General features: G+C 61.5%; 20 protein-coding genes. 9 read left to right on the forward strand and 11 right to left on the reverse strand.

All coding sequences use genetic code 11. The annotated features are described in order from the left end of the window. The first annotated feature begins 41 nt into the window (after positions 1-41). The 7 genes from KVQ74_RS04350 to KVQ74_RS04380 all read left to right on the forward strand — a co-directional run bounded on the left by KVQ74_RS04350 (position 42) and on the right by KVQ74_RS04380 (position 5,692). Positions 42-704 carry an amino acid ABC transporter permease gene (locus tag KVQ74_RS04350; RefSeq protein ID WP_217829769.1) on the forward strand — a complete coding sequence of 221 codons (663 nt, stop codon included), beginning with the start codon at positions 42-44 and terminating at the stop codon, positions 702-704. 9 nt (positions 705-713) lie between these two features. Continuing rightward, positions 714-1,376 carry an amino acid ABC transporter permease gene (locus KVQ74_RS04355; protein WP_217829770.1) on the forward strand — a complete coding sequence of 221 codons (663 nt, stop codon included), beginning with the start codon at positions 714-716 and terminating at the stop codon, positions 1,374-1,376. After that, positions 1,373-2,164: an amino acid ABC transporter ATP-binding protein gene (locus KVQ74_RS04360; RefSeq protein ID WP_217829771.1), complete on the forward strand. Its 792-nt coding sequence runs from the start codon at positions 1,373-1,375 to the stop codon at positions 2,162-2,164. Before KVQ74_RS04355 ends, KVQ74_RS04360 begins: the two co-directional genes overlap by 4 nt. 31 nt (positions 2,165-2,195) lie before the next feature. Then, entirely contained in the window at positions 2,196-2,585 is a 390-nt protein-coding gene (locus tag KVQ74_RS04365; RefSeq protein ID WP_217829772.1) for a RidA family protein, read from the forward strand. A gap of 153 nt (positions 2,586-2,738) precedes the next feature. Continuing rightward, a complete protein-coding gene (locus KVQ74_RS04370) occupies positions 2,739-3,503 on the forward strand; it encodes an IclR family transcriptional regulator (RefSeq protein WP_217829773.1) in 765 nt (254 codons plus the stop codon). Between the two features lie 39 nt (positions 3,504-3,542). Continuing rightward, positions 3,543-4,760, forward strand: coding sequence for an amino acid deaminase (locus KVQ74_RS04375; protein ID WP_217829774.1), 1,218 nt, complete (start codon positions 3,543-3,545; stop codon positions 4,758-4,760). Then, positions 4,760-5,692, forward strand: a complete 933-nt coding sequence (locus KVQ74_RS04380; RefSeq protein ID WP_217829775.1) for a sugar kinase — start codon at positions 4,760-4,762, stop codon at positions 5,690-5,692. The genes KVQ74_RS04375 and KVQ74_RS04380 overlap by 1 nt, the downstream gene beginning before the upstream one ends. 89 nt (positions 5,693-5,781) lie before the next feature. Here the strand turns inward: KVQ74_RS04380 and KVQ74_RS04385 are convergent, their stop codons facing one another. Continuing rightward, the gene (locus KVQ74_RS04385; protein WP_003225447.1) at positions 5,782-6,057 is read right to left on the reverse strand and encodes a peptidylprolyl isomerase; all 276 of its coding nucleotides are present in this window, start codon (positions 6,055-6,057) and stop codon (positions 5,782-5,784) included. A 51-nt stretch (positions 6,058-6,108) separates the two neighbouring features. Next, positions 6,109-8,646, reverse strand: a complete 2,538-nt coding sequence (locus KVQ74_RS04390) for a PAS domain-containing hybrid sensor histidine kinase/response regulator (protein ID WP_217829776.1) — start codon at positions 8,644-8,646, stop codon at positions 6,109-6,111. 132 nt (positions 8,647-8,778) lie between these two features. Between KVQ74_RS04390 and KVQ74_RS04395 the strand changes: the two genes are divergently transcribed. Together KVQ74_RS04395 and KVQ74_RS04400 are read left to right on the forward strand one after the other, a co-directional pair. Beyond that, on the forward strand, positions 8,779-9,888 hold the full coding sequence (locus tag KVQ74_RS04395) for a PilT/PilU family type 4a pilus ATPase (RefSeq protein ID WP_217829777.1): 1,110 nt from the start codon (positions 8,779-8,781) through the stop codon (positions 9,886-9,888). A 226-nt stretch (positions 9,889-10,114) separates the two neighbouring features. Continuing rightward, positions 10,115-13,801: a hypothetical protein gene (locus KVQ74_RS04400; RefSeq protein ID WP_217829778.1), complete on the forward strand. Its 3,687-nt coding sequence runs from the start codon at positions 10,115-10,117 to the stop codon at positions 13,799-13,801. A 49-nt stretch (positions 13,802-13,850) separates the two neighbouring features. Here KVQ74_RS04400 and KVQ74_RS04405 read toward each other — a convergent pair whose 3' ends face one another. From KVQ74_RS04405 to KVQ74_RS04445, 9 genes are all read right to left on the reverse strand, one after another. Further along, positions 13,851-15,806, reverse strand: coding sequence for an acetoacetate--CoA ligase (locus KVQ74_RS04405; protein WP_217829779.1), 1,956 nt, complete (start codon positions 15,804-15,806; stop codon positions 13,851-13,853). A gap of 102 nt (positions 15,807-15,908) precedes the next feature. Continuing rightward, positions 15,909-16,682: a 3-hydroxybutyrate dehydrogenase gene (gene hbdH / locus KVQ74_RS04410; protein ID WP_217829780.1), complete on the reverse strand. Its 774-nt coding sequence runs from the start codon at positions 16,680-16,682 to the stop codon at positions 15,909-15,911. A 7-nt stretch (positions 16,683-16,689) separates the two neighbouring features. Continuing rightward, positions 16,690-18,081, reverse strand: coding sequence for a GntP family permease (locus KVQ74_RS04415; RefSeq protein ID WP_217829781.1), 1,392 nt, complete (start codon positions 18,079-18,081; stop codon positions 16,690-16,692). A 277-nt stretch (positions 18,082-18,358) separates the two neighbouring features. Further along, complete coding sequence (locus KVQ74_RS04420; protein WP_217829782.1) at positions 18,359-19,774, reverse strand: sigma-54 interaction domain-containing protein; 1,416 nt, start codon at positions 19,772-19,774, stop codon at positions 18,359-18,361. 38 nt (positions 19,775-19,812) lie between these two features. Beyond that, a complete protein-coding gene (locus tag KVQ74_RS04425) occupies positions 19,813-21,387 on the reverse strand; it encodes an ABC transporter ATP-binding protein (protein WP_217829783.1) in 1,575 nt (524 codons plus the stop codon). 13 nt (positions 21,388-21,400) lie between these two features. After that, on the reverse strand, positions 21,401-22,423 hold the full coding sequence (locus tag KVQ74_RS04430; protein ID WP_217829784.1) for an ABC transporter permease: 1,023 nt from the start codon (positions 22,421-22,423) through the stop codon (positions 21,401-21,403). Then, complete coding sequence (locus KVQ74_RS04435) at positions 22,423-23,484, reverse strand: microcin C ABC transporter permease YejB (protein ID WP_217829785.1); 1,062 nt, start codon at positions 23,482-23,484, stop codon at positions 22,423-22,425. Before KVQ74_RS04435 ends, KVQ74_RS04430 begins: the two co-directional genes overlap by 1 nt. Continuing rightward, positions 23,484-25,352: an extracellular solute-binding protein gene (locus KVQ74_RS04440; RefSeq protein WP_217829786.1), complete on the reverse strand. Its 1,869-nt coding sequence runs from the start codon at positions 25,350-25,352 to the stop codon at positions 23,484-23,486. The genes KVQ74_RS04435 and KVQ74_RS04440 overlap by 1 nt, the downstream gene beginning before the upstream one ends. Positions 25,353-25,487: 135 nt before the next feature. Beyond that, entirely contained in the window at positions 25,488-25,769 is a 282-nt protein-coding gene (locus KVQ74_RS04445; RefSeq protein ID WP_041478733.1) for a peptidylprolyl isomerase, read from the reverse strand. Positions 25,770-25,855: the final 86 nt, after the last annotated feature.

Genomic DNA, 25,855 nt, shown 5'->3' on the forward strand with positions numbered 1-25,855 from the left:
GTGGGGCGCCGCTGCGCGCTCCGCTCAAGGTACTGCCGACCATGAACTATCAGTTGAACTTTGCCGCCGTGTGGCGCGATTTCGACACCTTGCTGGCGGGGCTCGGTCTGGGCCTGGAGCTGGCACTGGTGTCGATCGCCATCGGCTGCGTGATCGGCCTGCTGATGGCGTTTGCCTTGCTGTCGAAGCATCGCGCCCTGCGGGTGCTGGCATCGGTGTACGTGACGGTGATCCGTAACACGCCGATTCTGGTGTTGATTCTGTTGATCTACTTTGCATTGCCGAGCCTGGGCATCCGTCTGGACAAGATTCCCTCGTTCATCATCACCCTGTCGCTGTATGCCGGGGCGTACCTGACCGAAGTGTTCCGTGGCGGCTTGCTGAGCATTCCGAAAGGGCAGCGCGAAGCGGGGCTGGCCATCGGCCTGGGCGAGTGGCAGGTGAAAGCCTATGTCACCGTGCCGGTGATGCTGCGCAACGTGCTGCCAGCGCTGTCGAACAACTTCATTTCGCTGTTCAAGGACACCTCGCTGGCCGCCGCGATCGCGGTGCCGGAGCTGACCTATTACGCGCGCAAGATCAACGTCGAGAGCTACCGGGTGATCGAAACCTGGCTGGTGACCACGGCGTTGTATGTCGCGGCCTGTTACCTCATTGCCATGCTGCTGCGGTTTCTCGAGCAGCGTCTGGCGATCCGCCGCTAGGAGGCTGCGATGTACGAATCCCCCAGTTGGTTGCATGAGTTGTGGATCGCCCGCGAAGCCTTGTGGCAAGGCTTTCTGACCAGCGTGCAGGTGTCGGCGCTGGCGATTCTGTTCGGCACGCTGGTCGGTGTGTTCGCCGGCCTGGTGCTGACCTACGGCAAGTTCTGGATGCGCGCGCCGTTCCGCTTTTACGTTGACCTGATTCGCGGCACGCCCGTGTTCGTGCTGGTGCTGGCCTGCTTCTACATGGCGCCGGCGCTGGGCTGGCAGATCAGCGCGTTTCAGGCCGGCGCCCTGGGCCTGACGCTGTTCTGCGGCTCCCATGTGGCCGAGATCGTGCGCGGTGCGTTGCAGGCCTTGCCTCGCGGGCAGATGGAAGCGAGCAAGGCCATCGGCCTGACGTTTTATCAGTCCCTCGGCTATGTGCTGTTGCCCCAGGCGTTGCGGCAAATCCTGCCGACCTGGGTCAACTCGTCCACCGAAATCGTCAAGGCGTCGACGCTGCTCTCGGTGATCGGTGTGGCCGAACTGCTGCTCAGCACCCAGCAGATCATCGCGCGGACGTTCATGACCCTGGAGTTCTATCTGTTCGCCGGTTTTCTGTTCTTCGTCATCAACTACGGCATCGAATTACTCGGCCGGCACATTGAAAAGCGGGTGGCCTTGCCATGACTCAAGCTCAAGTTGCTTCACAGACTCAACCGCTGCTGGACATCCGTGGCCTGCATAAACAATACGGCGCGGTGGAAGTGCTCAAGGGTGTCGACCTGAGCATGCAGCGCGGCAATGTGGTGACGCTGATCGGCTCCAGCGGTTCGGGCAAGACCACGCTGCTGCGTTGCGTGAACATGCTCGAGGAATTCCAGGGCGGGCAGATCCTGCTCGACGGCGAATCCATCGGTTATGACGAACTCAACGGCAAACGCGTGCGCCACGCGGAAAAAGTCATCGCCCGCCATCGTGCGATGACCGGCATGGCGTTCCAGCAATTCAACCTGTTTCCGCACCTCACCGCGTTGCAGAACGTCACCCTCGGCTTGTTGAAGGTGAAAAAGATGCACAAGGACGAGGCCGTCGCTCTGGCCGAAAAGTGGCTGGAACGGGTGGGCCTGCTGACGCGGCGCGATCACTTTCCCGGCCAGTTGTCCGGCGGCCAGCAGCAGCGCGTGGCGATCGCCCGGGCCATTGCGATGAACCCGAGCCTGATGCTGTTCGACGAAGTCACCTCGGCCCTCGACCCGGAGCTGGTCGGCGAGGTGCTGAACGTGATCAAGGGCCTGGCCGAGGACGGCATGACCATGCTGCTGGTGACCCACGAAATGCGTTTTGCCTTCGAGGTCTCGGACAAGATCGTTTTCATGAATCAGGGGCGTATCGAAGAGCAGGGACCTCCCAAGGAACTGTTCGAACGCCCGCAATCGCCGCGTCTGGCTGAGTTTCTCAAAAGCACGCGGTTCTGACTTTTCACTTTTTCAATCAGGAGAAACATCCATGAACATTACTCGATACGGCACCGGCAGCACCGCCGCCGGCGGCCAGCCACGTCCATTCGCGCGCGCAGTTGAAGCCGATGGCTGGCTGCACGTTTCCGGCCAGGTGCCGGCGGTGGATGGCGAGATCATTGTTGGCGGCATCGTCGAGCAGACTCACCAGACCATGAAGAACCTGATCGCGATTCTCGAAGAGGCCGGTTATGGCCTGGAAGATGTGGTGCGGGCCGGGGTGTGGCTGGACGATCCACGGGATTTCAGCAGCTTCAACAAGGTGTTTGGCGAGTACTTCAAGCCCGAGCATGCACCGGCCCGGGCCTGTGTGCAGGCGAGCATGATGGTCGACTGCAAGGTCGAGATCGATTGCATTGCGTACAAGAAGAAGGCTTGAGAGCGGCGTCGGCTGACCGGGCGTAGCCCCTCACCCTGACCCTCTCCCGAGGGAGAGGGGACTGGTTTGGGCGAGGGGTGAGGGCTGCGACCCAACTGACACAACGCCAAGGGCCAGTTACCATCCCGGCACTTTGAATGGGAATCCAATGACATGACCGAAGACACCATCAAGCGCCGGGCACGCGGTCTGGACCGGGCGTTCGACATCCTCGATTTTCTCAAGGAAATCGGCCAGCCATTGCGCCCGAACGACATCGCCAACGGCATCGGCAGCCCGAAATCCACGGTCTACGAACTGGTCGCCTCGTTGCTCGAAAGACGGATTCTCGAACCGGTGGGCAAGGAGGGTCACGTCTATCTCGGTCGCCAGCTCTACTTCCTCGGGCAGGCGCACCTGCGGCATTTCGATCTCAGTCGCGAGGCCGATCACGCCTTGCAGGAAATCGTCAGCCAGACCCGGGAAACCGCGCAGATGTGCCTGCTCAACGGGCGCAAATACACGGTGGCGCTGATGAAGGAAGGGGAGCGGCATTTCCGTATTTCTTCCGACATCGGCGAGAACGCGCCGATCCCCTGGACCGCGTCCGGACGCCTGTTGCTGGCGCACCTGAGCGACCAGCAGATCAGCGACCTGATCGACCCCGACGATTTCATCCTGCCCGATGGCGAACGCTTGCCGATGGAGACGTTTCTCAAGGAAATCCGTCAGGCCGGGCTCGACGGTTTCTTCTCCTTCGACAGCGTCGCCGACACCTTCACCCATTGCTTCGCCGCGCCGGTCAAAGACCCCGGCGGCATTGCCATTTGTACCCTGTGCATCGTCGCGCCGCGCGCCGATGCCAAGAACAATTACAACGACTACCGCCGGGTCTTGATCGAGAGCGCCAACAGCCTCGCCCGGCGGATCAACGAATAAACGCGACCGCCAGCGGGCGCGAATGCGAGGAGTTCGACCATGACGACTGCCAACAACACTGCTGCCGTGGAAAAGGGCGACGCCGCCATCGGCGCACAACTGGTGCGCGACATCAGCCTGCCGGCGCTGGTGCTGCACCGTGAAGCGCTGGAGCACAACATCCGCTGGATGCAGAAATTCGTCAGCGACAGCGGCGCGCAGCTCGCCCCCCACGGCAAGACCAGCATGACCCCGGCGCTGTTTCGCCGACAGTTGGATGCCGGCGCCTGGGGCATCACCCTCGCCAGCGCGACCCAGACCCGCGCGGCTTACGCCCACGGCGTGCGCCGGGTGCTGATGGCGAACCAGTTGGTCGGCACGCCGAACATGGCGCTGATTGCCGATCTGCTGGCCGATCCGGCTTTCGACTTCTATTGCATGGTCGATCACCCGGACAACGTCGCCGACCTGGGCGCCTACTTCGCCTCGCGCGGCGTGCGTCTGAACGTGATGATCGAGTACGGCGTGGTCGGCGGCCGTTGCGGTTGCCGCAGCGAGCAGGAAGTCATCGAACTGGCGAAGGCCATCGGCGCCCAACCGGCGCTGGCGCTTACCGGCATCGAAGGTTACGAAGGGGTGATCCACGGCGATCACGCGGTCAGTGGCATTCGTGAGTTCGCCGCGTCGCTGGTGCGGTTGGCGGTGCAGTTGCAGGACAGCGGCGCGTTCGCCATCGCGAAACCGATCATCACGGCGTCGGGTTCGGCCTGGTACGACCTGATCGCCGAGTCGTTCGAGGCACAGAATGCCGGCGGGCGCTTCCTCAGCGTGCTGCGGCCCGGCAGTTACGTGGCCCACGACCACGGCATCTACAAAGAAGCGCAATGCTGCGTGCTCGACCGACGCAGTGATTTGCACGAAGGCCTGCGCCCGGCGCTGGAAGTCTGGGCGCATGTGCAGTCGCTGCCGGAGCCGGGTTTCGCGGTGATCGCCCTGGGCAAACGCGACGTGGCGTTCGATGCCGGTCTGCCGGTGCCGCTGCTGCGCTACAAGGCCGGCGTGCTGCCGGCGATGGGCGATGACGTCGGTGCGTGCAAGGTGACCGCAGTGATGGATCAACATGCGTTCATGACCGTGGCGCCGGGTGTCGAATTGCGCGTGGGCGACATCATTTCCTTCGGCACCTCGCACCCATGCCTGACGTTCGACAAGTGGCGGGTCGGGTTGCTGGTGGATGAACAGTTGTCGGTGATCGAATCGATGGAAACCTGTTTCTGATGAACACGCTCAGCCCTCTAGGCCCGAACACCCCGCGCATCGCCCTGATCGGCGAATGCATGATCGAACTTCAGCAGCGCGCCGACGGCAGCCTGCAACAAAGCTTCGGCGGCGACACCCTCAATACGGCGGTCTATCTGTCCCGCGCCATGGGCGACAAGGCCCGGGTCGATTACGTCACCGCGTTGGGCGATGACAGTTTCAGCGATGCGATGTGCCAGATCTGGGCCGCTGAAAATATCGGCCTCGATCAAGTCCAGCGCCTGCCGGGCCGCTTGCCGGGCCTGTATTGCATCCAGACTGACGCCGCCGGTGAGCGGCGTTTTCTCTACTGGCGCAACGAAGCCGCCGTGCGCGACTGCTTCACCACCCCGGCCGCCGCGCCGATTCTGGCGGCCTTGCCGGATTACGACGTGCTGTATTTCAGCGGAATCACCCTGGCGGTACTCGGCGCGTTGGGACGGGAGAAGTTGATCGAAGTCTTGATTGAAGCGCGTCAACGCGATGCGCGGATTGTCTTCGACAACAACTACCGGCCACGACTGTGGGCTTCGCGGGAAGACGCGCAGGCTGCGTATCGCAGCGTGTTGCCGCATGTCGACCTGGCGTTGCTGACGGTGGATGACGAACAGGCGTTGTTCGGTTTTGCCGACTGTGACGCAGTGTTCGAGGCGTACGCGCAGATCGGCACGCCGGAGGTGGTGCTCAAGCGTGGCGCCGAGGCGTGCCTGATTCGCTGCGACGGGGAGCATTTTGCGGTGCCGGCGCAGAAGGTCGAGAAGGTTGTCGACACCACGGCGGCGGGGGATTCGTTCAGTGCGGCGTATCTGGCGAATCGCCTGATGGGTGGCAGTCCTGCCGAGGCCGCGGAGGCGGGGCATCGCTTGGCGAGCCGGGTGATTCAGGTGCCGGGGGCGTTGATTCCCAGATAAGTGCTGGATGGCCCGCTCCCACACTGTTGTGTCCGGCACAGCACCTGTGGGAGTGGGCTCGCCCGCGAAGAGGCCCGCAAGGCAACCCCTCAGTCGCGGAAAAACACCTGCACCAGGTGATAACCGAACTTGCTTTTGATCGGCCCATGTACGGTGCGCAGCGGTTTCTTGAAGATCACTGCGTCGATTGCACCAACCATCTGTCCTGGCCGCACCTCACCCAGATCACCACCGCGTTTGCCGGACGGGCAGGTCGAGTATTTCTTCGCCAGCACATCGAACGCCTCACCCTTGGCGATGCGTTGCTTGAGTTGTTCGGCCTCTTCGGCGGTTTTCACCAGAATGTGGCGGGCTTGGGCTTTCATCGTGCAATACCTGATAGCGGGGTGACGGCGGGGCGCGGATTATGCCTCAACTCAAGGCGTTTGGCTGATCATCGTGCGGATCTTGCCGGCCAGCAGATCAATGGAAAACGGCTTGGCGACCATGTCCATGCCGTCCTCGAGAAAGCCCTGGCGTTCGGCGGCGTTCTGCGCGTAACCGGTCATGAACAACACTTTGAGCCGTGGCCGGTGCTGCCGGGCAATCTCGGCCAGTTGGCGGCCGTTCATCCCCGGCAGACCGACGTCGGTCACCAGCAGGTCCACGCGCATGTCCGATTCCAGCAACGGCAGGGCGCTTTTCGCGTCCTCGGCTTCATGGGCGCGGTAGCCCAGTTCCTTGAGCAGATCGACCACCAGCATGCGCACCGCCGGATCGTCCTCGACCACCACCACGGTTTCCCCGGCAGCGGCGGTTGGCGCTTCGCTGCGCGGTTCTTCCTGCGCGTAATGCGTTTCCAGTGATTGCAGGCGCGGCAGATACAAACGCACGCAAGTGCCCTGACCGGGCAGGCTGTCGAGGCTGACATGCCCGCCGGACTGCTGGGCGAAACCGTAAATCATCGACAACCCGAGGCCGGTGCCCTGGCCGATGGGTTTGGTGGTGAAGAACGGGTCGAACGCTTTGGAGCGCACCGAGGGCGTCATGCCGGTGCCGTTGTCGCTGACCGCGAGCATCAGGTAGTCGCCGGCCTTGACCGGTTCCAGGGTGGTGATGTCGTTGCCGTCGAGGTAGACGTTGGCGGTTTCGATCAGCAGTTCGCCGCCGTCGGGCATCGCGTCGCGGGCGTTGATGACCAGATTGAGCAGGGCGTTTTCCAGTTGGCTGACATCGGTGCTGACCGGCCACAGATCCTCGGCCAGGCGCAGGCTGAGTTCGATCGGATCGCCCTTGGTGCGGCGAATCAGGTCTTCCAGGGAATGAATCAGTTCGTTGACGTTCAGGGTCTTGCGGTCCAGCGACTGACGACGAGAGAACGCCAGCAGACGGTGGGTCAGGGCGGCCGCGCGGTTGGCTGAAGACACCGCCGCTTCGGTGAAACGGCCGATTTCATCGGTGCGGCCACTGTCGATGTAACGCTGCATCAGATCCAGGCTGCCGATGATCCCGGTGAGCATGTTGTTGAAGTCGTGGGCGATGCCGCCGGTGAGCTGGCCGACCGCTTCCATTTTCTGCGCGTGGCGCAGGGCGTCTTCGGCGCGTTCGCGTTCGAACATCTCGTTCTGCAGACGCTGGTTGGCCTGGGCCAGTTGTTCAGTGCGGGCGCTGACCCGTTCTTCCAGCGTTTCATTGAGGTTGCGCAGCGCTTCTTCGGTCTTTTTGCGCTCGGTTTCGTCGATCACGAAGATGTAGAAACCGTTCACCGCACCGTCCGGGCCGAGGCGCGGCAGGTAGTTCATCAAGGCGTGGCGCTGACTGCCATCGCGATGGGTCGTGTACAGCGTGAACGAGCAAGGGCGGCCGGCGAGCGCTTCGTCGATGAACGGCGCGCGCTGGAAGTAGCCTTCATCGCCGAGCACTTCGCGAATGGTCCGGCCGTACAGTTCCTGCGGTGTCAGGCCATACCAGTCGAGGTACGCGGCGTTGTTCAGGCGAAAGCGTTGTTCGTGGTCGACGTAGCTGATCAGAATCGGCATCGCGTTAATGATCAACTGCAACTCGGTCTGACTCTGACGCAGCGCCTGCTCGGTGTGTTTGCGCTCGGTCAGGTCCAGCGCTGCGCCGAGAAAACGCATGGGACGACCGTGATGATCCTTGTAGCAGCGCCCGCGCGCGAATACCCAGCGCAGCTCGCCGTTGGCCTGCAACAGCCGATACTCCTCGGCATACTCGGTGCCGTGGGTGATGCAGTGGCGGATGCTGCGGGCAATGAACGCGCGATCCTCGGGGTGCACGCCATGCAGGTATTCACTGATGGGCAGTTGCCTGGACAGCGCCGGATCGACGCCGTGCAACTGGGCAAAATGAGCGTCGGCGATAAAGCGGTCTTCGCCGATGTCCCAGTCCCAGGTGCCGACGGCGTCGGTGGCCGCCAGAGCCAGTTGCAGGCGCTCCTCTGTCTGCTGCTGGGCCTTGAGGCTTTCCTCGGAACGCTGTTGCAGCTCAAGGGCGATGCGTCGGCGTTCGTTGGTTTCAATGGCAGTGACCAGAATCCCCGCGACCCGGGCACTTTCATCACGGATCGGGCTGTAGGTCAGGTCCAGCCAGAAGTCGGAATCCTTGCCGTCCCGTTGCAGGGTGAAGCGCCGTTCACTGTAAGTACGCACCTGGCCTTGTAGGACGGCGCTGTAAATCGGGTCGGTAAAGTCTCGAAGTTCCGGCCATATCTGGTGTGCAGGTTGTCCGAAAGCGTGCGGATGCTTGTTGCCGGCCAGCAGGGCGAAGCCGTTGTTGTAGATCTGCGTCAGCTCCGGCCCCCACAGCAGCAACATCGGCATCGGTGAGTGAATCACGATGTCCACGGCGGTGCGCAGGCTTTGCGGCCAGGTTCCGGCAGCGCCCAGCGGGCTGCGGCTCCAGTCGGTGCGGGCGATCAGCGCCTGGGCGTCGTCAGTCATCGGTACAGCATTCATCACGTCAGTCCTGGGCATCGGTCGGTGAGGCGGCGTCTACTATGGTTACAAGGCGGTAGACGCTGCATGGCCCATTGCGTCACTGCACCGGGCCGATTCTGTTCATTGAAAACCTCGTGGGTGCTTTTTGCCATGGAAATCGATGCGTTATTGGTACGCCTGTCCAGCCAGCATGGCTCCGATCTGTTCCTGTCCACCGGTGCGCCGCCCTGTGCGCGGATCGATGGCGTGCTGACACCCTTGAGCGAGCGGCCCTTCAAACCCGGCGAAGTGGCCGCGATTGCAAACTCCCTGATGGACGCCGAGCAGCGCCGAGAGTTCGACCGGGACCTGGAAATGAACCTGGCCATTTCGCGTACGGGCATCGGTCGCTTCCGCCTGAACATCTTCAAACAGCGCAACGATGTGTCGATGGTGATTCGCAACGTCAAACTCGACATTCCGCGTTTCGAAGACCTCAAATTGCCGGCGGTGCTGCTGGAGACGGTCATGCTCAAACAGGGGCTGATCCTGTTCGTCGGCGCCACCGACTCCGGCAAATCGACCTCGCTGGCGGCGTTGATTGATCATCGCAACCGCCATAGCAGCGGGCACATCATCACCATTGAAGACCCGGTGGAATACATTCACCGGCACAAGAAATCGATCATCAATCAACGGGAAGTGGGGGTGGACACCCGCAGTTTCCACGCCGCCTTGAAAAACACCCTGCGCCAGGCGCCGGACGTGGTGCTGATCGGCGAGATCCGCGACCGCGAAACCATGGAGCATGCATTGGCCTTCGCCGAAACCGGGCATCTGGTGCTGTCCAGCCTGCACGCCAACAACGCCAATCAGGCGCTGGATCGGGTCATCAACCTGTTTCCCGAAGAGCGGCGGCCACAACTGCTGCAAGCGCTTGGCAATCATCTGAAGGCGATTGTCTCGCAGCGCCTGGTGCGGACCCTCGATGGTCAGCGGCGTGCGGCAGTGGAAGTGATGCTCGGGACGCCGACCATCGGTGACCTGATCCGGCGCAATGAGTTGGGCGAACTCAAGGGCATCATGGAAAAGTCCGCGCAGTTGGGCATGAAGACCTTTGATACGGCGTTGTTCGAGTTGGTGTCCGAGGGTGTCATCAGCGAAGACGAAGCGCTGAAACATGCCGACTCGGTCAATAACCTGAAGTTGCGCATGAAACTGACGGGCGAGACCGATGCAGTACCGGATTCATCTTCCGGTAAATGGGGCTTGATGGATTAGTTGTTTTATTTATTTCAAATTGATGGAAAAACCAGCTCATTGAATTCTGCTGGCCAGTTCGGTTGTGGGAAGTAATCTGGCCGCCGCTGAATAGTTTGGCAAATTCAATTGACAGGTTGGTTTTATGTGCTCCGAAATAACAAACAGGTTTTATCGAATAGCTTCAATCGCTCATCAGGAACAATCCGCTCGGGAACAGGCCGATATAGCCGAACGGTTACAGATATTGCAGCAACTGAAGGATGCCCTTGTAGAACAGGAGGGGGCGGACAGTGTCAGTTGGCAGGGTTATGAAGTGAAGTTGCAGGAAACCTCGTCGCTGCACGAAGTCTTCATGCCCGGTCGGGTCATCTGGAACCAGATGCTCAAGCACACGCTGGTGTTTGAAACAATCCGCGACCACAAGCCCAAGTCCCTCTATTACATCCGAATCACGGGGGAGGCGAAGATCGAAATGCTCGATCAGGAAACTCTGGATTGGCGCGTGGTGGAAGACCGGGACCGATTCCGCTTCATCCCTGAACTGGCCGACTCACAGGCGAGAGTCGGAGATATAGCAAAACAGGCGGGCGGATATATTCACTATGAAGATTTCGTTTCGGTTGAACAGTGGCTGACATTTCATGATCTGGATGTTCCGAAAAATTCGGTACAAATAAAGAATCTCATCGACTTTCTCGACTTTGATATTCCGGTGGCGGATTCGTTGAGTCATTACTGGGCGCAACTGGTTGCCGATGATGCTTCGCAAGTTGTATTGACGACCGCGCAATATCAGGCGGTTCGGCAAGTAACGGCGCAACTGGTTGCGTCCGACAAACGTCTGCTGGATGTGCTGTACGAGCAGGTCGGGTTGTCATCGGCCACCCATGACAATGCCGCCGAGCAGATTGGCAAGTTGCTGCGTCATCCGGTGTCGCAGGGCTACGCCTGGAAATACATCGAGTTATTGAACTGGTATGGCGTGGAGGCCGGGCAAAACCTGTCCGGGCAGGATTTGGGGCAGGTCCTGCTGACGGCGATTCTGCTGGATCTGAATCCGTTCATTGGCAAAAACACCGACCGGAAAGCCATCGGCAGCTTTGCCCTGTATGCCCCGGCTTTCGTCGAGCGACCGTCGTTCATTGCCCTTGAAGGCCTGCAAAGTCACCTGCTGAGCAATCAGTGGGTGTCGTCGCCGGCCCAGCCCCTGGCGGCACATCTGCTACTGGCCGATATCGCGCCGGAATTTCTGGTCAGGCAAATACCGTCCTCCGTGCTGATGGGCTCGCTTGACTGGGTCGCATTGTGCCGTGGGGTCGCGTTGGTGGATGCCGCCAGCCGGGGTGCCGCCAGTGCCATGACGTATTCGCAAGTCATGGCCTACGCGGCGCTGGAACCGGTGTCACCGGCGCAGGAGCGATTGCACGCACTGGCGCTGATCGACCCGATCGTCGACTGGGCGCTGATGAACGCCGTGATCACCGCAGAAGAGTTGCAGCAGGACAAAAAAGCCGCCACCGAGCGCGCGATTTCCGCCTATCAGCACTACACCGACAGCTACGCCGGTATCACGCATGCCTTCGCCACGCCGCTGCCCGATCGTAGAGTCATTGCGCGCGCGGCTTTGCAGCGGCTCGCGCCGGGCTGTGATTTTGTCGAGGATGCGCTGCTGTTCCAGCGACCGGGGCTGTATGCCTCGCCAACCGCAATGTCCATGCTCGATCTGCACGTGTCGGGGGACCTGGCTGGTGGTGAATGGGACTTTCGCGATGTACACCCGTTCAACCGCCCCACGGATCTGCTCGGCTCCGTCACCCATCAGCCACGTCCGAGTCGCGATCCTTCGGTCGTGAGTGTTTATGAGCGCTTCCCTCGATTGCTCGAGTTGAAACCGGTCAGCCTCGAGTTTCGGCGCCAACTGGCTGAGTATCTGGAAAAGCTCGACCGTTCCTTGATCGTTCAATTGCGCCTGGCCCTTGCGCAATTGCCGAAAGCCGATCTGGAGTCGTTGCTGAAAAGCGAAATCAGCCTGTTCACCGTGCGCGATACGGCTGAGTTTATTCGCAAGACGCCGGTAGGCCCGATCACCCTCAATGACAAAGTGGAAAACCAGGAGGGCCGGGATGCCGCGACGGGGCGTTACGGCGTGGTGATGTGTTTTTCCTCCCGCGATCGACTCATCTGCTATGAAGTGTTCACCTTGCGCGGCGAGGTGCGGCTGAACCCGGCACTGGGCAAGTTCATCGTCGAAAGCGGAAAGATGAAAGCCGCCTCCAGAATGGAGTACAAGGGCGATCTCAAGGCCCAGCGCCGGGCGACGCCCAAGGAGCGCGTGCCGCTCGATCTCAAGCGTTACACCCAGGGTATCGGTGAAGCCACCAGCAGCATGGCAATCATCGAGAAACTCGCGGTGTTGCCGGCCCCGGCGGCGTTCTCGCGGCTTGCGCAGAGCGTCTATCGCAATTTCTCCGATCCGCAGGTGGTGCAGCTCGCGGAGTTCATTGGTAAGTGGCGCTCGCTGGTCACTTTCGATGAACTTGAAGCCATCGCCCTGCAGCCTACCGCTCTGGAAATCGAGCGACAGAAGGGCGAGCTTACTGCGACGTATCTGGTGGACCTGGCCGTACCGTTCAAGAAATGCATCGAGGACATTGGTTCCGGCGAGTACAACCGGGTCATCGATGGCGTCTACGGCTGTGCCATGGACACAATCGCGCTGGTGGGCACGTTCGCCGGGGCCGCCGCCAAGACTGCGAGTATTTCGAGCAAGTCGATATCACTGGGCGCCAAGGGCGCGCGCGTGGCGGCGGTCATGGTGGGCACCAGCCTGTCCCTGTTCAATCCGCTGGATGACGTACCTGCGGTGTTGAGCGGTTTCGCAAAACTCCTGCAAAAGAGCGGGCTGCGGCTCGGCAAGCAGGCCCAGCAACTGATTGCCCAGGCGAAAACCCAGTTGGGCAAGACGCGGGCGGGGCAGGCGTCGCAGAACGCGCTACGGGCGAGCGCGAACGTCACGGTCGGGCAGGGGAGCTGGCGACCGCAGGGCGCTGTGGGCGATACGCTGTCGGTGGTCGCCGCGCGCCAGGATTTCCAGTGGTATGCCCTGGACCGACGCGGCAGGCCGTGGGGGCAGAAACTCAGCGGCTTCAGTTATCAGCGGCCGGCGCAGCGCAGCCAGTCGTTCAAGACCCTGCCCGAGAGCTACACCCGCCATTTCATTTCCCGAAGCCTGCCGCGAGCGCAACTGAAGATCGAGAATGCGATCCACGCTCTGACGCTCCGCGACTTCGCCAACGAGCGGGCGTTGGTGTTCCGGATGTTGCTGGGTAAGGCGCCGCTGGACGCGCTGGATCGCATGCTGAAATACCTGAAGGCGGTGCGCACCGATTTTGCCGGCAGCTCGCTCAGTAATTACGTCCTCGACCCGTACAAGGACAGCGACAACCTCGCGGCCTTCGACATGACGGCTTACAAGATCTGGAAAGACAGCGGCGCAGCGGATACGCCATTCATCGAGATCCACTCACAGAATCTGAACCGGCATTTCGTCAAGAGTGGCTTCAATCATGAGGTGATTGCCGACGACCTGATCCACGAGATGTTCCATGGCGCGGCGAACACCGTCGATGTGAGTTACGCGCGAGAAACCGCTTTGAGCGCGACCGGGCAAGTGCTGGATGTCGCGCCGCTGCTGAATCTGGCGCGCGGTTGCCTGCCGGTTTCCGATGAAGATCGCGAGGCTGGCTATCATGCCGTCTCGAAGGCTTTTGAAAACGCCGATTCCCTGGCACTGACGGCGTCGCTGCTGAGCCAGTTGTACACCGACAAGGCAACGTATCTGGAGAACATGTCGGTCATGACGGCCGCTGTTCAAGCGCAGGGCGACGACTCGATCACGCAACCGGTGCTGGTGAAACTGAACAAGGCTTGAGCCTTGGGTTAACCACGACGCCCGACCATTGGCGGCCGGGCGTCGTGGTTCAGTCCGCCAGCTCCGGCCGGTCGCGAAACTGCTCCAGCGCTTCGGGATTGGCCAGGGCGTCGGTGTTTTTCACCGGATCGCCGTGCACCACGTTGCGCACCGCCAGCTCCACCACTTTGCCGCTGATGGTGCGCGGGATGTCGGTGACCGCAACGATTTTCGCCGGCACATGGCGTGGCGTGGTGTTGGCCCGGATCACCTGGCGGATCTGCTGTTCGAGTGCCTGCTCCAGCGTCACGCCGTCCTTGAGGCGCACGAACAGCACCACACGCACGTCGTCCTGCCATTGCTGGCCGATGGCAACGCTGTCCAGCACCTGCGGGACTTTTTCCACCTGGCGATAGATTTCCGCCGTGCCGATGCGCACGCCACCGGGGTTGAGGACGGCGTCGGAGCGCCCGTGGATCAGCATGCCACCGTGGGGCAATTGTTCCGCGTAATCACCCTGCGCCCAGACGCCGGGGAACAGGCTGAAATAGGATTTGCGCAGTTTTTCGCCGTCCGCATCGTTCCACAGACCGATCGGCATGGCTGGAAAGTGCCGGGTACACACCAGCTCACCTTTTTCGCCGATCACCGGTTGGCCCGCGTTGTTCCACACCTCGACCGCCATTCCCAGACTCTTGCCCATCATTTCGCCACGGCGCACCGGCAACATCGGATTGCCGTTGACGAAACAGGAAATGATGTCGGTGCCGCCAGACATCGACGCCAGGCAAACGTCGGGCTTGAAGTCGCGATAAACGAAGTCGTAGCTCTGCGGCGACAAAGCCGAGCCGGTGCAGAGCAGGGTTTTCAGGCTGCTCAGGTCATGGCTTTGCCGGGGCTTGATGCCGCTGCTTTCCAGGGTCGCGAGAAATTTCGGGCTGGTGCCGAACACGCTGACTCGCTCGTCTTCGAGCAACTCCAGCAGGCGCTGGTTATCCGGGTGAAACGGCGAACCGTCGTACAGCACCACCGCGCTGCCCACCGCCAGCGCCGACACCAGCCAGTTCCACATCATCCAGCCGCACGTGGTGTAGTAGAACAAGCGATCGCCGGGACCCAGGTCGACGTGCAGCCCGTGTTCCTTGGCGTGCTGCAACAACGCGCCGCCAGCACTGTGGACGATGCACTTGGGCACGCCGGTGGTGCCGCTGGAATACAGCACGTACAGCGGATGATTGAAGGGTACGGCGACAAAACGGGGTTCGCCGCCCGGCTGGTAGAACTCGTCCCACAGCGCCACGTCGGCTTCGGTGTGATAGTCCTCCACGCTGGTCGACGGCTGGGCGTAGGGCACGACGATCAACTGTTGCAGTGACGGCAGTTGTTCGAGGATTTCGTTGATCTTGGTGCGTTGGTCGATCTCCTTGCCGGCGTAACGATAACCGGCGCAGGTAATCAGCACTTTCGGTTCGATCTGGCCGAAGCGGTCGATCACCCCGTGGGTGCCGAAGTCTGGTGACGAACACGACCAGACGGCGCCCAGACTGGTGGTGGCGAGCATCGCCACCAGGGTTTGCCAGGTGTTGGGCATGCACGCTGCCACACGGTCACCAAGACCTACGCCGGCCGCTTGCAGGCTGGCCTGGAGTCCGGCGACGTGATGGGCAAGATCGGCCCAGGTCAGCAATTCACGCTGGCCGTTTTCCGCGATGGCAATCACCGCGATTGCGTCGTCACGCCTACGCAGCAGGTGTTCAGCAAAGTTCAGCGTCGCACCGGGAAACCATTCGGCGCTGGGCATTTGCGCGCCTTCACGCAGGACGGCTTCGGGTTGGGCGTGAAACTGGATGTCGAAGAAATCGACGATGGCCTGCCAGAAGTCCGGACGCTGCTCGACACTCCATTGGTGCAGGGACGCGTAGTCGCTGAGATTCAGCGAATGCCGTTCATTGACGAAGCGCCGAAAGGTGTCCATGCGGGACCGGGCAATACGGTTGGCATCGGGTTGCCAGAGGATGTCGGACATGGTTTGCCTCTTCTTATCGGTTTGATGCACGAAAGCAGTATTCCTGGCGGGAGCGACTGTCCTGGGCAAGCCCACTCCAACCAGAGGGCAGCACGACCCGGATTACTGGGCCAGCCACCCACCATCAATATTCCACGCCGCGCCACGCACCTGGCTGCCGGCCTCGCTGCACAGGAACAGCACCAGTTCGCCCAGATGTGCCGGGGTCACGAACTCCAGCGACGGCTGCTTCTCGGCCAGCAGATCGTGTTGCGCCTGCTGCGGATCGACGCCGTTGGCTGCGCGATCATCGATCTGTTTCTGCACCAGCGGCGTCAGCACCCAGCCCGGGCAGATCGCGTTACAGGTGACGTTGCTGGTGGCGGTTTCCAGGCCGACCACTTTGGTCAGGCCGATCACCCCATGCTTGGCCGCGACGTAGGCAGCCTTGCCGGTCGAGCCGACCTGGCCATGCACCGAGGCAATGTTGACGATCCGCCCCCAACCCTTGTCGCGCATGCCCGGCAGGCTCAGGCGCGTGCTGTGGAACACCGAGGACAGGTTGATCGCGATGATCGAGTCCCAGCGCTCCACCGGAAATTCCTCCACCGCCGCCACATGCTGGATCCCGGCATTGTTGACCAGAATGTCCACGCCACCGAACTCACGTTCGGCGTAAGCGATCATGTCGGCGATCTGTGCCGGGTCGCTGACGTCGGCCGGATGGTGGCCGACCTTGCCACCGAACTGCGCGACTTCGGCGATGACTTTGGACGCGTCGCCGAAACCGTTGAGGATCAGGTTGGCCCCGGCTTTTGCCAGTGTCAGCGCGATGCCCAGGCCGATGCCGCTGGTGGAACCGGTGACCAGTGCGGTCTTGCCCGAAAGAGTCGTCATGAATACCTCACACAATGCCAGTGGCGTAGAAAGTGCCGATCACCACGAAAACCGCCAGGGTCTTGATCAGCGTAATACAGAAAATGTCCTTGTAGGCCTCGCGGTGAGTCAGGCCGGTGACTGCCAGCAGGGTGATCACCGCGCCGTTGTGCGGCAGAGTATCCATGCCGCCACTGGCCATCGCGGCGACCCGGTGCAGGACTTCCAGAGGAATGTTCGCGGCGTGGGCGGCGTTGATGAATTGCTCGGACATCGCCGCCAGGGCAATGCTCATGCCGCCCGACGCCGAACCGGTGATGCCGGCCAGCAGGGTAACGGTGATCGCTTCATTGACCAGCGGATTGGGAATGCTCTTGAGCCAATCGGCCAGCACCAGAAACCCCGGCAGCGAAGCGATGACCGCACCAAAGCCGTATTCCGAGGCGGTGTTCATTGCCGCCAGCAACGCGCCGCTGACCGCACTTTTGCTGCCTTCGGCAAGCTTGCTGCGAATCGCCTGGAAGCCGAACGCCAGCACCATCAGGATGCCCACCAACAGTGCCGCCTGCACCGCCCAGATTGCCGTGAGCTTGGCGATTTCAGTGGTGACCGGTGTGGCCATGCCTGGCAGCGCGAGGCTGTGGGTCTTGCCGTACCACTGCGGAATCCATTGGGTGAACAACAGGTTCATGATGCCCACCGCCAGCAACGGCGAAAGGGCGATCCACGGGTTCGGCAGTTTCAGGTCGGCAGCGGTTTCCGGTTCGTTGCGCAGTTCGGTGCCATACCCTTCGCCGGCGCGTTGCGCCTTGTTGCGCTGACGCTGAAGGAACAGCATCCCGGCGCAGAAGACGAAAATCGTGCCGATCACGCCGAGCCATGGCGCGGCCCATGCGGTGGTGTTGAAAAACGTGCTGGGAATGATGTTCTGGATCTGCGGGGTGCCGGGCAGGGCGTCCATGGTGAAGGAGAACGCGCCGAGGGCGATGGTCGCCGGGATCAGGCGCTTGGGGATGTTGCTCTGGCGGAACATTTCGGCAGCGAACGGATACACCGCGAACACCACCACGAACAGCGATACGCCGCCGTAGGTCAGCAGGGCGCAGACCAGCACGATCACCAGCATCGCCTGACGGGTGCCGAGCAGGCGAATCGCGGCGGCAACGATCGAGCGCGAGAAACCCGACAGTTCGATCAGTTTGCCGAACACTGCGCCGAGCAGGAACACCGGAAAGTACAGTTTGATGAAGCCGACCATTTTCTCCATGAACACCCCGGTAAACGCAGGCGCCACGGCGGAAGGATCGGTCAGCAGGACAGCGCCGAGGGCGGCGATGGGGGCAAAGAGGATAACGCTGTAGCCACGATAGGCGGCGAGCATCAGCAGCGCGAGCGCTGCCAGGGCGATGATCACACTCATTGAGTGCTCCTTCCGATTGTTATTTTTGTGGGGTGAAACGTTGTAGGAAGGGGCTATAGCCAGATTTGTGCCATAAGATCAAGTTGTTGAAATATAAGGAAATTTTTTGTTTCTATTGCAGGGTCTTTAAAGATTTTGTCTCTGTTATGAGACTTTGTTGGCGCTGAGGGCCTCTTCGCGGGCAAGCCCGCTCCCACAGGAAGACCAGGATCAAGCCATAGGATTGGGCTTGCCCGCGAATTTTTTGATATTTCTTTATTTGGAGACTCAAGTCTCTTTATTGAGACTCGGCAATTCCCAGGGCGACCATTTTCTTGTACAGCGTCGAACGCCCCAGCCCCAGACGCGCCGCCGCTTCGATCACTTTCCCTCCGCATTGCGCCAGAGTGGCCTGAATCAATTGTCGGTCGAAGCGCTCTCGGGCCTGGCTGAATGTTTCCCCGGTAACCGGCTCTAGCACGGGTTCGGCGGGGCGCTCCACCGGCGTGAAAGTCCCGATCGCCGCACGGATGTCAGCCTGGGTGAGCATCAGGTCATCGCTGAGCAACGCCGCCCGCTCCAGCACGTTGCGCAGTTCGCGGATATTGCCCGGCCAGGCATGCTGCCCGAGCAGTTCCAGCGCCTCGCGGTTCAATTCATGCTGGCTGCGCAATTCCTCAAGGATCGCTTCGCTGAGGGCGGGCAGGTCGTCCAGTCGTTCGCGCAGGGGCGGGACATGGATCGGCAGGACGTTGAGGCGGTAATACAGGTCAGCGCGGAACTCGCCGCGCTTGATTGCCGCCTGCAGATCCGTCGAAGTCGCCGCGATCACCCGCACATCACTCTGGATCACTTCGTTGGAGCCGACCGGTTCGAACTCCTTCTCCTGCAACACCCGCAGCAGCTTGCTTTGCAGCGGCAATGGCATGTCGCCGATTTCGTCGAGAAACAGCGTACCGCCCTGGGCGATCTGCAATTTGCCGGTGCGGCCCTTGCGGTCGGCGCCGGTGAACGCGCCGGGGGCGGTGCCGAAGAACTCCGCTTCGAGCAGGGCTTCAGGAATCGCCGCGCTGTTGATGCTGACGAAAGCCTTGTGCGCCCGTGGCGAAGCACCATGAATGGCCTGGGCCAGCAATTCCTTGCCGGAGCCGGTCTCGCCGAGCAGCAGCACCGGCGAATCGGCGCTGGCACTGCGACGGGCGCGGCGTTTGACTTCGAGGCTCGCGGCACTGGTGCCGATGAAGTGCGCGAAATTGTATTTGGTCTGCCGCGCCCGTAGCAGCGAGCGGGTCGAGGCCAGTTCTTCCTGCATGCTCAGGTAACGCTTGAGCATCGGCGACAGCGTGCGCAATTCGTCGAACAGGGCAAAGCCGATGGCGCCGATCACCGCGCCCGCGTTGTCGTGGATCGGCAGGCGCATCACCACCAGCGGCTCCTTGGGCGTGTCCTGCATGTCCAGCAGGATCGGCCGTCCGGTGCGTACCACTTCGCGCAGCAGGCTGCCGGGGATCACGCTTTCGCAGGGCTTGCCGATGGCGCCGGCCGCCGACTCCAGGCCGAAACGCCGGGCGTAACGCTCGTTCATCCAGACGATGTTGGCGTCGCGGTCGACGATCACCGTGCCCTCGCTCGATTGCTCGATGATCTCGAACAGCGAGCGGATCGCCAGGGTGCGAACCCGTTGGTAGTCCTTGAGGTTTTCGGTGGTGTTCATGGGCGGGGGAATCCAGGGTTTTAGTTGTCTGGGAGGGTCTAGCCCGGATGTGCCGCTGCCAACAGCTCTTTGGTGTACGGATGCTGGGGCGAGTCGAATACGTCGTGACTGGCGCCGCGTTCGACCACTTTGCCGTCCTTGATCACGATCATGTCATGGGCCAGCGCGCGCACCACGGCGAGGTCGTGGCTGATGAACAGGTAGGTCAGGCCGTGTTTTTCCTGAAGCTGGCGGAGCAGGGCGACGACTTGCTTTTGCACTGTGCGATCCAGTGCCGAGGTCGGTTCGTCGAGCAGGATCAGCGCCGGTTTCAGCACCAGTGCCCGGGCGATGGCGATGCGCTGGCGCTGGCCACCGGAGAACTCGTGGGGGTAGCGGTGGCGGCTGTCCGGATCGAGACCGACTTCCTTGAGTACCCGGATCACCTCGGCGTCGCACTCGCCAGCGCTGGTCTGGCAATGCACCTCCATGCCTTCGCTGATGATCTGCGCCACCGACATTCTCGGGCTGAGGCTGCCGAACGGGTCCTGAAACACCACCTGCATCTGCCGCCGCCATGGCCGTAGTTGCTTCTGGTTGAGGCCATCGAGGGCTTCGCCCTGAAAGCGGATGCCGCCCTCGGAGTCGAGCAGCCGCAGAATCGCCTGACCCAGCGTCGACTTGCCGGAACCCGACTCGCCGACGATGCCCAGCGTCTTGCCGCGCTGGATATTCAGACTGATGCCGTCCACTGCGCGCAGGTATTTCTTGCGCTGGAACAAGCCGCCGCCGACCGGAAAGTCGACTCGCAGATTATCGACTTCCAGCACATTCTCGCGCTCGTCCCGAGGCAGCGCTTCGCCTTCCGGCTCGGCGTTGAGCAGCACGCAGCTGTAAGGATGCTGCGGTGCGGTGAACAGGGTTTCGCACGGCGCCTGCTCGACGATTTGCCCGGTCTTCATCACGCACACCCGCTGCGCGATGCTGCGCACCAGATTGAGGTCGTGGCTGATCAGCAGCAGCGACATGCCCAGGCGCTGTTGCAGGGATTTGAGCAGCAGCAGAATCTTGCGCTGCACGGTGACATCGAGGGCGGTGGTCGGCTCGTCGGCGATCAGCAGTTCCGGCTCGCAGGCCAGGGCCATGGCGATCATCACCCGTTGCCGCTGGCCGCCGGACAGTTGATGCGGGTAGGCCTTGAGGCGTTCCTGGGGTTTCTGGATGCCCACCAGCTCAAGCAGTTCAAGAATGCGTCGCTGCGCAGCCTTGCCACCCAGGCCCCGGTGCAACAGCAGGGTTTCACCGATCTGCTTCTCGATGGTGTGCAGCGGATTGAGTGAGGTCATCGGCTCCTGGAAGATCATCGCGATGCGGTTGCCGCGCAGCTCACGCAGGGTCTTGGCGTCGGCGCCGACCAGTTCCTGACCGCGATAGCGGATGCTGCCGGTGGTCAGGGCCTCGGTTTCGGGAAGCAGTTGCAGGATCGAGTGGGCAGTCACCGATTTGCCCGAACCCGACTCGCCAACCAGCGCCAGACACTCGCCGGGGCGGATGTCCAGGCACAGGTCGCGCACGACGGTCTGGCCGTGGAAGGCGACGCTCAGTTCGCGGATTTCGATCAGGTTTTCACTCATGTCGGCCTCCGCCTCAGGAACGTGGATCGAAGGCGTCACGCAACGCTTCGCCAATGAATACCAATAAAGAAAGAATCAGTGCCAGGGTGAAGAACGCCGTCAGCCCCAGCCATGGCGCCTGCAGGTTCTGTTTGCCCTGGCCGATCAGCTCACCCAGCGACGCACTGCCGGCCGGCATGCCGAAACCGAGAAAATCGAGGGCCGTGAGGGTGGAAATCGCGCCGGTCAGAATGAACGGCAGATAACTCAATGTCGCGTTCATCGCGTTGGGCAGAATGTGCCGGAAGATCACCTTGCGGTCGGTCAGGCCCAACGCCCGTGCGGCTTTGACGTACTCCAGATTGCGCCCGCGCAGAAACTCGGCCCGTACCACGTCCACCAGCGCCAGCCAGGAAAACAGCGCCATGATTCCCAGCAGCCACCAGAAATTCGGCTCGACGAACCCGGAGAGAATGATCAGCAGGTACAACACCGGCAATCCCGACCAGACCTCGAGCAGGCGTTGACCGAGCAGGTCGACCCAGCCGCCGTAATAGCCTTGCAGCGCACCGGCAGCGATACCGATCAGCGCGCTGACGAAGGTCAGCATCAGGGCGAACAGAATCGACACCCGTGCGCCGAAAATCACCCGCGCCAGCACATCTCGCGCCTGATCGTCGGTGCCCAGCCAGTTGACGGCCGATGGCGGGCTCGGCGCCGGTTTGTTGAGGTCATAGTTTGGCGTGTCGTCACTGAACGGAATCGGCGGGAACAGCAGCCAGCCGCCATCCTTGCGGATCAGGCTTTGCACGTAGTCGCTGCGGTAATCGGCCTGGAACGGCAGTTGTCCGCCGAACTCCTGTTCGGTGTGACGCTTGAACACCGGGAAATACCATTGGCCCTGATAACTGACGATCAGCGGTTTGTCGTTGGCGATCAGCTCGCCACCGAGCGTGAGCAGGAACAGGCCGATAAACAGCCACAGCGACCACCAGCCCCGGCGGTTTTTCTTGAAACGCTGGAAACGACGACGCCCCAGAGGCGAGAGCTTGAACATCAGGCATTCCTCGCGGCGAAGTCGATACGCGGGTCGACGAGGGTGTAGCACAGGTCGCCGATCAGTTTTATCAGCAGGCCGAACAGGGTGAAGATGAACAGCGAACCGAACACCACCGGGTAGTCCCGGGACACGGCGGCTTCGTAGCTCATGCGCCCGAGGCCATCGAGGGAGAAGATCACTTCGATCAACAGGGAGCCGGCGAAGAACACGCTGATGAACGCCTGGGGAATCCCCGACACCACCAGCAACATCGCGTTGCGGAATACATGGCCGTACAGCACCCGGCGCTCGCTCAGACCCTTGGCCCTGGCGGTGACCACGTACTGGCGCGTGATTTCATTGAGGAACGAGTTCTTGGTGAGGATGGTGAGGGTGGCGAAACCGCCGATCACCAGCGCCGTGACGGGGAGTACCAGATGCCAGAAATAGTCGGCGATCTTGCCCAGGGTCGACAGCGATTCGAAGTTGTCCGAGACGAGTCCGCGCACCGGAAACCAGTTCAGCGACGTGCCGCCGGCAAACACCACGATCAGGAACATCGCGAACAGGAACGCCGGCATCGCGTAGCCGATGATGATCGCGGTGCTGCTCCAGATATCGAAATGGCTGCCGTGGTGTACCGCCTTGCGGATGCCCAGCGGGATCGACACCAGGTAGGTAATCAGCGTGGCCCAGAGTCCGAGGGAAATGGTCACCGGCATTTTCTGCAGGATCAGGTCGGTGACCGTCGCGCCACGGAAGAAGCTCTTGCCGAAGTCCAGCTGCGCGTAATTCTTGAGCATCAGCCACAGGCGTTCGTGGGCCGGTTTGTCGAAGCCGTACTGTTTTTCGATGTCCTTGATCAGTTGCGGATCGAGGCCTCGGCTGGCGCGGGAGGTTCCGCTCATGGTTTCGCCGGAGCCGCCTCCGACGCTGGCGCCGCCAATGCCCTGCAAATGGGCGATGGCTTGTTCCACCGGGCCGCCAGGCGCGGCCTGGATGATCACGAAATTGACCAGCAGGATGATCACCAGCGTCGGAATGATCAGCAGCAGGCGCCGCAGTATGTAAGCCCACATCAATGCGGCCCTCCGGGTCTGCCACGGCTGATTTTCTCGGCCGTCATCTGCTGGTTGGTCAGCGGTGTGCTGCTGATTTCCCACCAGCTCTCGATCGCTTCGTCATTGCTGGCTTGTACGGCGGGCATGCCGAACCGGTTCCACCAGACGGTGGAGGTTCCCGGTGGGTAGTAATTGGGAATCCAGTAGTAGTTCCATTGCAGCACCCGGTCCAGCGCATGGGCGTAACGCAGCATGTCGGGCTGGGTCGAGGCGCGGATCAGGCCGTTGATCAAGGTGTCGACCGCCGGATTCTTCAACACTATGTAGTTGTTGGCGCCGGGATCGTTGGCCGAGGCCGAGCCAAAGTAGTTCAGCAGCTCGCCGCCGGGCGAGGTGGTGACCGGATAGCCGGTGACGATCATGTCGTAGTCGCGGCTCATCAGGCGATTGACGTACTGCGAGGAGTCGATGCGGCGAATGTTCAGGTCGATGCCGATCTGTTTCAGGGTGCGCTTGTAGGGCAGCAACAGACGATCCATGCCGTTCTGGCTGACCAGAAAGGTGAAACTCAACGGCTCGCCCTGGGCGTTGACCAGTTGGTCACCGTCCGGTTTCCAGCCGGCCTGCTCCAGCAACTCCAGCGCCTGCAACTGCTTGTCGCGGATCAGCCCGCTGCCATCGGTTTTCGGCGCTTCGAACACCTGGGTGAAAACTTCATCGGGAATCTGCCCGCGCAGGGGTTCGAGAATTTTCAGCTCGGCAGCATCCGGCACTGCGTTGGCGGCCAGATCACTGTTGGAAAAGTAGCTCTGCTGGCGGATGTACATATTGCGCATCATTTGCCGGTTGCTCCATTCGAAATCCCAGAGCATGGCCAGGGCCTGACGTACCCGGCGGTCCTGGAACATCGGTTTTTGCAGGTTGAACACAAAGCCCTGGGCCGATTGCGGCGCCTCGGTGGCCAAGTGCGCCTTTTGCAGGCGCCCGTCGCTCAGGGCCGGGCTGTCGTAGCCAATGGAATAGCCCGTGGCGGAAAACTCGCGGTTGTAATCATAGGCACCGCCACGCAGCACCTGGCGGGCGACGTCGGTATCGCCGAAGTATTCGATGCTGAAATGATCGAAGTTGTACAGGCCACGGCTCACCGGCAGGTCCTTGCCCCACCAGTCGGGATTGCGTTCAAAGGTGATGCTGCGTCCGGAGTCGACCTTGCCGACCCGATACGGGCCGCTGCCCAGCGGCGCCTCGTAACCGCCGCCACCGGCGAAATCGCGGGTCTTCCACCAATGTTCGGGAAAGACCGGCAGGGTGGCGATGTCCAGCGGCAGGGTGCGGTTTTCGTTGCTCTTGAAGTCGAAACGGATCGTCAGAGGCGCTTCGACCTCGACATCTTTGACGTCGGCGAACTGGGTGCGATAGCGCAGACTGCCCTGGGTCATCAGCAAATCGTAGGTGTAGCGCACGTCTTCGGCGGTGATCGGCTTGCCGTCAGCGAAGCGAGCCTTTGGGTTGATGAAGAAACGCAGCGACAGACCATCATCCGAGCGCTCCATTTTCTCTGCCACCAGGCCGTAGACGGTGTAGGGTTCGTCCAGCGAGCGCTGGGCCAGCGGCGAGTACACCATGCCGTCGATCTGGGTGACGCCGATGCCTTTGTCTATATAAGGCAGGATGTGATCGAAATGGCCGATCTCGACGGCCGAGCGACGCATCGTTCCGCCTTTCGGCGCCTGGGGGTTGGTGTAGGCGAAGTGGCTGAAGCTGGCCGGGTATTTCGGCGCTTCACCATAAACGGTCAACGCATGCTGTGGTGCGGCGTTCACCCCCGTGCAACCCAGCAGCAGGGCTACGGCAGTGAACATCAATGTGGAGAAAGCCAGTCGCATTTTCAGCCTTAGAGCCGGGTGATCGATAAGCGCAATTTGTACGCGAGCGGCGCGCCGGTCGCCAGCCCAATCGTGTGTCTGAAACACAACGGCCCACCAAAGGGCGGGCCGTTGCACAGCAGGTCTGCGGGCAGATCAGTCCTGACGGCTGGTGACTTCCAGCAGGTGATAACCGAACTGGGTCTTCACCGGGCCCTGCACGACGTTGATCGGTGCGCTGAACACCACGGTGTCGAACTCCTTGACCATCTGGCCCGGGCCGAAGGAACCCAGGTCACCGCCCTGGCGGCTGGACGGGCAGGTGGAGTTGGCCTTGGCCACCTCGGCGAAATCGGCACCGGCTTCGATCTGGGCCTTGAGTTCGTTGCACTTGTCTTCGCTGGAAACCAGGATGTGGCGGGCAGTGGCTTTAGCCATGGGAAACTCTCCAATCAATTTCAGTAAAGTGCGGAGCCTACCGGATTCAGTGGCCGATTTCTCGGCAAAGTTCCGCCAGGCTGTCC

This window comes from Pseudomonas botevensis, assembly GCF_019145475.1.
Taxonomy (GTDB): domain Bacteria; phylum Pseudomonadota; class Gammaproteobacteria; order Pseudomonadales; family Pseudomonadaceae; genus Aquipseudomonas; species Aquipseudomonas botevensis.